General features: G+C 65.3%; 10 protein-coding genes and 1 pseudogene. 5 read left to right on the top strand and 6 right to left on the bottom strand.

The window, feature by feature from the left end; all coding sequences use genetic code 11:
* Window positions 1–40: 40 nt before the first annotated feature.
* From HMPREF0372_RS08135 to HMPREF0372_RS08160, 6 genes are all read right to left on the bottom strand, one after another.
* Entirely contained in the window at window positions 41–544 is a 504-nt protein-coding gene (locus HMPREF0372_RS08135) for a GreA/GreB family elongation factor (RefSeq protein WP_007490697.1), read from the bottom strand.
* A 90-nt stretch (window positions 545–634) separates the two neighbouring features.
* A complete protein-coding gene (locus HMPREF0372_RS08140; RefSeq protein ID WP_007490699.1) occupies window positions 635–1,231 on the bottom strand; it encodes a glycerol-3-phosphate acyltransferase in 597 nt (198 codons plus the stop codon).
* Between the two features lie 9 nt (window positions 1,232–1,240).
* Entirely contained in the window at window positions 1,241–1,999 is a 759-nt protein-coding gene (gene yaaA, locus HMPREF0372_RS08145; RefSeq protein ID WP_007490701.1) for a peroxide stress protein YaaA, read from the bottom strand.
* Window positions 1,996–2,397 (bottom strand): DUF3783 domain-containing protein, encoded by a 402-nt coding sequence (locus tag HMPREF0372_RS08150; RefSeq protein WP_230979266.1) that lies wholly within the window; start codon window positions 2,395–2,397, stop codon window positions 1,996–1,998. The genes yaaA and HMPREF0372_RS08150 overlap by 4 nt, the downstream gene beginning before the upstream one ends.
* Before the next feature lie 61 nt (window positions 2,398–2,458).
* Complete coding sequence (locus tag HMPREF0372_RS08155; protein WP_007490705.1) at window positions 2,459–2,839, bottom strand: DUF4363 family protein; 381 nt, start codon at window positions 2,837–2,839, stop codon at window positions 2,459–2,461.
* A complete protein-coding gene (locus HMPREF0372_RS08160; RefSeq protein ID WP_007490707.1) occupies window positions 2,836–3,516 on the bottom strand; it encodes a DUF421 domain-containing protein in 681 nt (226 codons plus the stop codon). Before HMPREF0372_RS08160 ends, HMPREF0372_RS08155 begins: the two co-directional genes overlap by 4 nt.
* Before the next feature lie 133 nt (window positions 3,517–3,649).
* Between HMPREF0372_RS08160 and HMPREF0372_RS08165 the strand changes: the two genes are divergently transcribed.
* From HMPREF0372_RS08165 to HMPREF0372_RS20340, 5 genes and pseudogenes are all read left to right on the top strand, one after another.
* A complete protein-coding gene (locus HMPREF0372_RS08165; RefSeq protein WP_007490708.1) occupies window positions 3,650–4,504 on the top strand; it encodes a metallophosphoesterase in 855 nt (284 codons plus the stop codon).
* Between the two features lie 169 nt (window positions 4,505–4,673).
* Complete coding sequence (locus HMPREF0372_RS08170; RefSeq protein ID WP_007490711.1) at window positions 4,674–5,774, top strand: carbamoyl phosphate synthase small subunit; 1,101 nt, start codon at window positions 4,674–4,676, stop codon at window positions 5,772–5,774.
* Window positions 5,767–8,985 (top strand): carbamoyl-phosphate synthase large subunit, encoded by a 3,219-nt coding sequence (carB, locus tag HMPREF0372_RS08175; RefSeq protein ID WP_007490713.1) that lies wholly within the window; start codon window positions 5,767–5,769, stop codon window positions 8,983–8,985. The genes HMPREF0372_RS08170 and carB overlap by 8 nt, the downstream gene beginning before the upstream one ends.
* Before the next feature lie 15 nt (window positions 8,986–9,000).
* Window positions 9,001–9,663 (top strand): hypothetical protein, encoded by a 663-nt coding sequence (locus HMPREF0372_RS08180; RefSeq protein WP_007490715.1) that lies wholly within the window; start codon window positions 9,001–9,003, stop codon window positions 9,661–9,663.
* A 69-nt stretch (window positions 9,664–9,732) separates the two neighbouring features.
* A pseudogene (locus HMPREF0372_RS20340) lies at window positions 9,733–10,099 on the top strand (hypothetical protein); the annotation flags it as partial.

Below are 10,099 nucleotides of genomic sequence, written 5' to 3' on the forward strand. Positions count from 1 at the left end.
CCCGCGCCGGAGCCATCCGGCGCGGGACAGTTTCATTGGTTCAAAAGCGGTTCAGCGGCACCGAGCCGTCGTCGGCGCCCTTCTCGATGGCTTTCACCACCGCGTCATACCCGTAGGTATCGTTGACCTGGATGTGGAACGTCTCCCCCACCTTCCGGCCCAGCAGGGCCTTCCCCAGAGGGGACTCCTTGCTGATAAGGCCGTGGAGGGCGTCCTGCCGCATGGTGGTGACCACCTGGTACACCTCGGTGTCCCCCTCGTCCTCCAGAAAGACGGTGACTCTGTCGTAGAGCTGCACCCCGTCGCTGGCCCCGGCGTCGGGGAGCACCACGGCGGTCTTGATCATGTTCTCCAGGAACCGGATGCGGCTCTCGTTGCGGTTTTTCTCCTGCTTGGCGGCCTTGTACTCGAAGTTCTCACTGAGATCGCCGAAGGCCCGGGCCTCCTTCACCGCCTCCAGGAGCTGGGGCCGGAGCTGGATACGGCGGTAGTCCAGCTCCTCCTTCATCATTTGAATGTCTTTTTTGGTCAGTTCATTGTGCATGGCGGAATCCCTCTTGTTCTATGTTGTTCCACCATTATACCACAAAGCGCCGGCGGAATGGTAGAATGCGCTATATTTTTCGGCTGGGGCTCAGCGGCCGCGGAATTTTCGCTCCTCCTCCCCCCGGAGGATGCGGCCCAGCCCCCGGATGTGCCGGGAGAGCATGATCAGGGCCAGAATCAGGGCCAGCAGCCCGGCCTCCCGGCCGCGGCAGAGAAAGGCCGGGGGGACAAACAGGGCGGGGATCACCACCGCCCCCAGGGGCAGCCAGCCGGAGAGCAGGGTGACGGCCAGTCCGGACAGACAGGCGGCCGTCCCCCACAGGGGGGAGAAGAGGATGAGGGCGGCGCAGGTGACGGCCACCCCCTTTCCGCCCCGGAAGCCCCGCCAGAGGGGGAAATTGTGGCCCAGCACCGCACCCAGCCCGGCCCACAGGCCGGACAGGCCGCCCAGGGCGGGGAAGAGCGCCCGGCACAGCCCAAAGGCCAGGGCGGTCTTGGCGATGTCTCCGGCCAGCACCACCGCCCCCCAGCCTTTTCCCAGCTCGTGGGCCAGATTGGCCATGCCGGGGTTTCCGGTGCCCAGGGCGGCGGCGCTTTTGCCGGTGCGGGCCCGGGCCACCAGCTCGGCGGTGAGGAAGCCGCCGCAGAGATAGCCCAGCAGCAGGCAGAGCAGACGTTGGAGCATGGAGACCTCCTAGTTCGTCCGCCCCTCCCGCAAAAATACGTAGGAGGCGGCGGTGGAGTGGGCGGGGGAGAAGCGGTAGCCCAGCCGGTCGAAGCCCTGGGCCGCCTCCGGCGTTTCGGCGTTCCGCTCCGCCAGGAAGCGTACCATCTCCCCCCGGGCCATCTTGACATAGACCCCCTTCTCCACCACCTTGTCTCCGTCCGCCTCGCCGAAGGTCACGTCGATCCACCGCACGGGAGGGGTTACCCAGGGGCGTACCGCTTTGGCGTACTCCGCCGAGGCCAGGTTGAGCAGGGTGTCCTCCCCGCCGGCGGTCAGCGTCCGGTACAGGGAATCGCCCCAGAAGTCGTAGAGGTTTTTGCAGAAGGGGGTGCTGCATCTGGCCCCCATCTCCAGCCGGTAGGGGAGCACGCCGTCGAAGGGGCGCAGCACCCCGTAAAAGCCGGAGAGGATGCGCAGATGCGTCTCGGCGTACTCGAACTGCGGCCGGGTGAACAGGTGGGGGGCCATGTACTGGTACTGGATGCCGTCGTAGGAGAGCAGGGCGGGGGCGCCGGGGCGGCGGAGATCCATCTCCTGAAAGCGGCGGAAGTTCAGCTCCGCGATACCGTCGTTACAGGCGAGCAGCTTTTTCAGGGCTGTGTAGTCCAGCCCCCGCAGCCACTCCGCCAGCACCGCCGCCCGCTCCAGCAGGGCGGGGGCCTGCCGGGGGGCGAGAAAGTCCCCGTCCTCCCGCATTTTCTTGGCGGGGGAGATGAGCAGCTTCATTCCCCGGCCGGTCCCTTCCGATGGGCGGCCTGGCCCTCCGCGATGGCCTGCCGCTCCCGACACAGCTCGGCATGGAGGGCCACGGAGTCCCACTCCCGGTTAGTGGGGGTGAGCACCGCCTTCAGCCGGACGGGGGCGAGCTTCTGGCGGCGGAACGCCTGGAGGAACAGATCCAGCAGAGGGCCGGGGCAGTTGACGATCAGGAGCATCTCGTCGTCAAAGCCGTCCCCGTCGTAGGGGGCCTCCGGGACGGCCCCCTCCGCCAGCTCCCCCAGGGGCAGGCCGTAGGACTCCCTGGGCACCAGGGCGGTGCGCAGGCGCAGGGGCAGGCACATACGGCGGATTTTGGCCCCCCGGGGGTTGTCCAGATTGTAGAGCAGAATGGTGGGTGTGTTCATGGGCATCAGCCTTCCTTTCACCCGCCATTGTACCGGGTTTTCCCCGGCCCGTCAACCGGGGCTAGAGGACGTTCTTCAGGGTAAACTGTTCGGCCTCGTAGAGCAGGGAGATCTGGGTCATGAGCCGGGCGTTGGCGGCGGAGTACTCCCCGGCCTCCTGGCAGGTGAGGAACTCGAGCACCTCCTGAAAACCGGTATAGATCTGATCGGTGTCGGAATGGCGCAGGAGGATGTGCAGGTAGCTGTCCCGGGACTGCCACTGTGTGAGGGCCTGCTCTGTGAGGACGCGGGCTTCCTCCCAGTCCCCGGTCTCCGCCCGGGCCTCCGCCTGCTCCAGAAGGGCGTTCAGCGCCCCGGTAAAGCCCCGCAGATAGAGGTTGTTGCACAGCGTTGCGCCGAACAGGGCAGCCAGCAGCAGGGCTGCGATCCACAGCCGCTTCATACCCGCCCCTCCTTCTCCGCCAGGTAGACCTGGTTCTGCTCATCCACAGTGAGGAGAAACACGTCCTGGCTGCGCTTTACGTGATGGGCCTTGAGCTGCCGGTCCAGCCAGATGTCGTCCAGCCCCCGCTGGCGCAGGTTGTGCTCCAGCACCCGGCCGTCGTTGATGATCACCAGGGGCAGGCCGGGCTCCTTTGGGTGCAGCTCCATCTGGGCCGCAGTGACGGGCTGCTGGGCCGCGTAGGGGAGGACGGAGATCTGTCCGTTGGTCTCCAAAATGGCGTATTTAATGGAATTGAGGTCGGTGATCCCCTTCATACGCAGCTCCTCCATCAGCTCGTCCACTGTAAAGCGGTTTTTCTGCATCTCCCGCTGGTGGAGCTTGCCGTTTTCCACGATGATGCTGGGACGGCCGCAGAGCACCGCACGGAAGCGGACGCTTTTCATGGTGAGCACCGACAGGGCCATGGTGAGGCAGAGGAGGGTGAGGATGGGGATGATGCCGGTGAGCAGAGGGATGCCGAAGTCCTGCATGGGCACGGCGGCCAGATCGGCGATAAGCAGGGCGAGCACCAGCTCCGAGGGCTCCAGCTCGCCCACCTGGCGCTTGCCCATGAGGCGGATGCCCACGATGATAAAGAGGTAGAGAATGATGGTGCGCAGAAATGCGATGACCATGAGAAGACCTCCCGCGGTAATGTTCACCGTTCAGTATGGCCGCCGCCGGGCGGATTATGTACGCAGGGGCCTTGACGCTGGGAGGGTATGGATGTTATAATATCGAAAATCAATAAAAGAAAGCGGCGAACGCATGAAAAAGCGGACGAAAGGAGTGCTGGCCGCCGCTCTGGCGGCAGCCGGGGTGTTTTTGCTGGCGGGTCTGGACGCCCGCCTGCTGGTACGCGCCTATACGGTGGAGAGCGGGAGACTCACCGGCCCGGTGCGGCTGGCGGTGCTCACCGATCTGCACGCCTGCGCCTATGGGGAGGGCCAGCGGGAGCTGCTGGATGCGGTGGCGGAGCAGTCACCCGACCTGGTACTGTTGTGCGGCGACATCGTGGACGACGAGCCCCGGATGCCGGAGGCGCGGGCGCTGGACACGGTGGAGGCCCTGGCGGCGGTATGGCCCACCTATTATGTCACCGGCAATCACGAGTTCTGGACGGGGCGGGTGGACGAGGTGAAGGCCCGGCTGGAGGAACGGGGCGCGGTTGTGCTGGCGGGGGACTGTGTGACGGTAACGGCGGCGGGACAGACGGTGCAGCTCTGCGGCATTGACGATCCCTCTGTGGGCGAGACCCGGTGGCGGGAGCAGCTGGAGGCGGTGACCGCCGCCCTGGATGGGGAGCACTGCTCCATTTTGATGACCCACCGGCCGGAGCGGACGGAGGACTACGCGGGCCGGGGCTTCGAGCTGGTGCTGGCGGGCCACGCCCACGGGGGCCAGTGGCGGCTGCCCGGCCTGCTCAACGGCCTGTTTGCCCCCGACCAGGGGCTGTTTCCCACCTACGCCGGCGGCCGGTATGCACTGGGGGACACCACCCTGCTCGTCAGCCGGGGGCTGGCCCGGGAGAGCACCCGGCTACCCCGGTTCTATAACCGTCCGGAGCTGGTGGTGGTGGAGCTGTGCCCCGGGCTGGAGGAATTTCCTGCAAAAAAAGAATGAGGTCAAAATCTTATTTTTAACTTTTGGGGCGTATTGCCGTGGAAAAATCGGCAATACGCCCTCTCTTTTTGTCCAAATCCACGGTTTTTGATTCCGGGCGCAAAAGAGTGTTGTCAGGCGGGAGGTTTTCGGTTACAATCGTACAGATAACTTGGGAACGAAAGGCGTGATGCAGAAGATGAAAGCGACCTTGATCCTGGAAAACGGCATGACCTTCGCGGGCCGCAGCATCGGCTCCGGCGAGGAGCGGATCTGCGAGATGGTGTTCAACACCTCCATGACCGGCTATCAGGAGATCCTGACCGACCCCTCCTACGCCGGACAGGGCATTGTGATGAGCTATCCCCTCATCGGCAACTACGGCGTCAATCACGAGGACAACGAATCCCCCCGCCCCTGGGCGGAGGCGTTCATCGTCCGCCACCTGGCCCGGCGCGGCAGCAACTTCCGCTGCGAGGACGGGCTGGATTCCTATTTGAAGCAATTTCATATCACCGGCATTGAGGGCGTCGACACCCGTGCCTTAACGAGAATACTCCGCAGTCAGGGGACCATGAACGGCATGATCACCTGTGCGGAGCATTTTTCTGTCCCGGAGTGCCTGGAGCGCATCCGGGCCTACCGGGTGGAGGGCACCGTGGAGCGGGTGACCCGCAGGGAGCCCCAGATGTACCCCGCCCTGGGGGAGCGGCGGCTCCGGGTGGCCCTGATGGACTACGGCGTGAAGGAGAACATGATCCGCTGCCTCCAGAACCGGGGCTGTGAGGTGACGGTGTTCCCCGCCCGCACCCCGGCGGAGGCGGTGCTCTCCGGCGGGTTCGACGGGGTGATGCTCTCCAACGGTCCCGGCGATCCGGCGGACAACGTGGAGATCATCACGGAGGTCCGGAAGCTCTATGAGAGTGAGCTGCCCCTCTTTGCCGTCTGCCTGGGGCATCAGCTCCTGGCCCTGGCCACCGGGGCGGAGACCCGCAAGATGCGCTTCGGCCACCGGGGGGGCAATCACCCGGTGAAGGATCTGGAGCACGGCCGGGCCTATATCACCAGCCAGAACCATGGCTATGTGGTTACCGCCGAGAGCGTGGACCCGGCGGTGGCGGAGGTGTCCCACATCAACGTCAACGAGGGCAGCGTGGAGGGCCTGCGCTACCGGCGGCCCAACTGCTTCACCGTCCAGTTCCACCCGGAGGCCGCCCCCGGCCCCATGGACACCGAGTATCTGTTTGACCGCTTTGTGGACAGCATGAAGGGAGGACGCGCCCATGCCTAAGAATCCCAAGATCAAAAAGGTGCTGGTGCTGGGCTCCGGCCCCATTGTCATCGGCCAGGCCGCCGAGTTTGACTACGCCGGCACCCAGGCCTGCCGCGCCCTCAAGGAGGAGGGCGTGGAGGTGGTGCTGGTCAACTCCAACCCCGCCACCATCATGACCGACAAGGACATCGCCGACCACGTGTATATCGAGCCGCTGAACCTGGCCAGCGTGGAGCAGGTCATCGCCAAGGAGCGGCCCGACTCCATCCTGCCCACCCTGGGCGGCCAGACCGGGCTGAACCTGGCCATGAACCTCCACGAGCAGGGCATCCTGGAGAAGTACGGCGTGCGCCTGCTGGGCACCAGCCCGGAGTCCATCCGCAAGGCGGAGGACCGCCAGGGCTTCAAGGACGCCATGGAGGCCATTGGCCAGCCCTGCGTCACCAGCGACGTGGTGGAGAGCGTGGAGGCCGCGGTGGAGTTCGCCGGGCGCATCGGCTATCCGGTCATCGTCCGGCCCGCCTATACCCTGGGGGGCTCCGGCGGCGGCATCGCCTACGACGAGCCCTCCCTGCGGGAGATTGCCGACCGGGGCATCCACCTCTCCCGGGTGGGCCAGGTGCTCATCGAGCGGTGCATCTCCGGCTGGAAGGAGATCGAGTTCGAGGTCATGCGGGACTCCGCCGGCAACGTCATCCAGATCTGCTCCATGGAGAATATCGACCCCGTGGGCGTCCACACCGGCGACTCCATCGTGGTGGCCCCCACCCAGACCCTGGCCAACCGGGAGTATCAGATGCTCCGCTCCGCCTCCCTGAACATCATCTCCGCCCTGGGGATCGAGGGCGGGTGCAACGTACAACTGGCCCTCAACCCCGACTCCTTCGAGTACGCGGTCATCGAAGTCAACCCCCGCGTGTCCCGGTCCTCCGCCCTGGCCTCCAAGGCCACCGGCTACCCCATCGCCAAGGTGGCCGCCAAGGTGGCCCTGGGCTACACCCTGGACGAGATCCCCAACGCCGTGACCGGCAAGACCACCGCCTGCTTCGAGCCAACCCTGGACTACTGCGTGCTCAAGCTGCCCCGCCTGCCCTTTGACAAGTTCACCACCGCCAGCCGCACCCTGGGCACCCAGATGAAGGCCACCGGCGAGGTGATGGCCATCGGCAATTCCTTCGAGGGGGCGCTGATGAAGGCCATCCGCTCCCTGGAGCTGCCGGTGAAGTCCCTCCGCCTGCCCGGTCTGGACGAGCTGTATACCGAGGAGATCGAGGACCGCCTGGTGAACATCGACGATCAGCGGCTCTTCGTGGTGGCCGAGGCCCTGCGCCGGGGCTTCTCGCCGGAGAAGATCAACAAGATCACCAAGTACGACCTGTGGTTCCTCGACCGCTTCCAGAACATCGTGGACATGGAGGACGCCCTGGATCACGGCCGCCTGGACGGCGACACCCTGCGCCGGGCCAAGGAGATGGGCTTCTCCGACGCGTGGATCGCCGCCCTCTCCGGCCGGGAGCAGAAGGAGATCAAGGCCCTGCGGGAGTCCTTCGGCATCCGCCCGGCCTTCAAGATGGTGGACACCTGCGCCGCTGAGTTCGAGGCGCAGACCCCCTATTACTACTCCACCTACGACCAGGAGAACGAGGCCGCCGGGGCCAGCCGGGCGGATGATGGCGCGGAGAAACGGAAGGTGCTGGTGCTGGGCTCCGGCCCCATCCGCATCGGTCAGGGCATTGAGTTCGACTACTGTTCGGTCCACTCGGTCTGGGCCTTCAAGCGTCTGGGCTATGAGACCATCATCATCAACAACAACCCGGAGACCGTGTCCACCGACTTCGATGTGGCGGATAAGCTCTACTTTGAGCCGCTGACCGCCGAGGACGTGCAGGCAGTGGTGGAGCTGGAGAAGCCCTGGGGCGCGGTGGTGCAGTTCGGCGGCCAGACCGCCATCAAGCTGGCCCAGGCCCTCACCGACATGGGCGTGCCCATCCTGGGCACCTCCGCCGATGGCGTGGACGCCGCCGAGGATCGGGAGCGGTTTGACGAGATTTTGAACCAGTGCGGCATCCCCCGGGCCGCCGGCCGCACGGTGTTCACCACCGAGCAGGCCCTGGCCGCCGCCCACGACGTGGGCTATCCCGTGCTGGTGCGCCCCTCCTACGTGCTGGGCGGCCAGGGCATGGAGATCGCCTACAACGACCGCAACATCACCGAGTTCATGCGCATCATCAACCAGGTGGAGCAGGAGCACCCCATCCTGGTGGACAAGTACCTCATGGGCCGCGAGGTGGAGGTGGACGGTGTCTTCGACGGGGAGGAGCTGCTCATCCCCGGCATCATGGAGCACATCGAGCGGGCCGGCGTCCACTCTGGCGACTCCATCTCGGTCTATCCCCCCATCCACATCGAGGACAGGCACAAGCAGACCATCCTGAAGTACACCTATGACCTGTCCCGCGCCCTGGGCGTGGTGGGCCTGGTCAACATCCAGTTCGTCATCTATGACGACCAGGTGTATGTCATCGAGGTCAATCCACGCTCCTCCCGTACCATCCCCTATATCTCCAAGGTCACCGGCGTGCCCATCATCGACCTGGCCACCAGGGTGATGCTGGGGCAGAAGCTGCGCGACCTGGGCTACGGCACGGGCATCTACCGGGAGGCGGACTACTACGCCGTCAAGATGCCGGTGTTCTCCTTCGAGAAGCTCACCGACGTGGACACCGGCCTGGGCCCCGAGATGAAGTCCACCGGCGAGTGCCTGGGCCTGGCCGAGTCCTTCCCCCAGGCGCTGCTCAAGGCCTTCAAGGGGGCCGGTATGAAGGCCCCCAAGAAGGGCGGGCGCATCATCGTTACCGTCAAGGACGAGGACAAGGACGAGATGATTGGCATCGCCAGGGGCTTCTATGATATGGGCATTGAGCTTCTCGCCACCAGCGGCACCTGCAAGGCGCTCAACGAGGCGGGCATACCCGCCCGCTGGGTGGCCCGCGTGTCAGAGGCCCACCCCAACATCCTGGACATGATCGCCTCCGGCACCGTGGATCTGGTCATCAACACCCCCACCCGCGGCCGCCGCCACGATACCGACGGCTTCAAGATCCGCCGCTCTACCGTGGAGCACTCCGTGGCCTGCATCACCGCCATCGACACCGCCCGGGCCATGCTCACCGTCCGCACCCAGGGCCGGGCCGCTGAGCTGCGCCCCATCGACATCACTGAAATCTGAGGGGAGGAAACCGCCATGCGTCTGCACCGCCTTCGCTTTGATATCTGGCTCTGCCTGCTGGTGGCCTATCTGGTGTCCCTGGGCACGGGGGCCGCAGCCTCCGCCCTCAGCGCGGCCACGTATGACGGCTATGCAGAGGTTCACTCCGCTGCTCCTGGCCAGGCGGGCAGTCCTGCCGGGCCAGAGGTTCCCCGGGCACAGAGCATCGCGGAGCTGCTGGAGCTGGATACTTTCACAGTGCTCTCCCAAGGTATTGCCTACCGCAACGAGGGAGCGGGCTATTTTGAGGGCAGCTACCTCTATAATTTGGCCCTCCCCTCCGGGGAACGGGTGGCTGCCCGCATCCATACTGAGAGCGTACAGGATGGAGAGAAGTTCGCATCCGGGGAGGTTGTCCTCCCGGTGGGCCGGGTGATTTGGGCCGACCTGGAGGAGGACCCCGCCTTCCTGGAGCAGATCACCTCCGGCTATCCCCTGGACCGCACCGACTTCTACGTGGACATGGCCGGAGAAGCGGTACGCTACAGTCAGGAGGAGCGGACGGAAAATCATGTTATAGTGGTTCAATTGGTTACCGTTCTGGTCTGCTTCCCACTGCTCCATGCCCTGGGCTCCCGCAGCGGGATTTTCCCCGCTTTCTTTCCCACCGTGCGGAGGGAAAAGGCGGGGCGGAATTGACCCGGCCAGCCGGGAACCTTTTTCCAGTCCCTTCGTCTAAATGAATATCAACGACAGGAGGGAAATGCTTTGAAACGACTGCTGACTTTATCCCTGGCAGCCCTGCTGGCTGCCGGTCTCACCGCCTGCGGAGCGGCAGAGGAGCGCGGCGATTTAGCCGCCAAGCCGGTGCTCTACCTCTACCCGGAGGAGGAGACGGAGGTGACTGTGACCCTGGACTTTGACGGGACGCTCACCTCCACCTACCCGGACTACGGGGATGGCTGGACGGTGACGGCCCGGCCCGGCGGCACCCTCACCGATCCGGCCACGGGCCGGGAATACTACTGCCTGTTCTGGGAGGGGATCACGGATGCGGAGTACGACTTCTCCACCGGCTTCTGCGTGGCGGGGGAGGACACCGCGGCCTTCCTGGAGGACGCCCTGGACAGGCTGG

This window comes from Flavonifractor plautii ATCC 29863 (assembly GCF_000239295.1).
In the GTDB taxonomy this organism is placed as follows: Bacteria; Bacillota; Clostridia; order Oscillospirales; family Oscillospiraceae; genus Flavonifractor; species Flavonifractor plautii.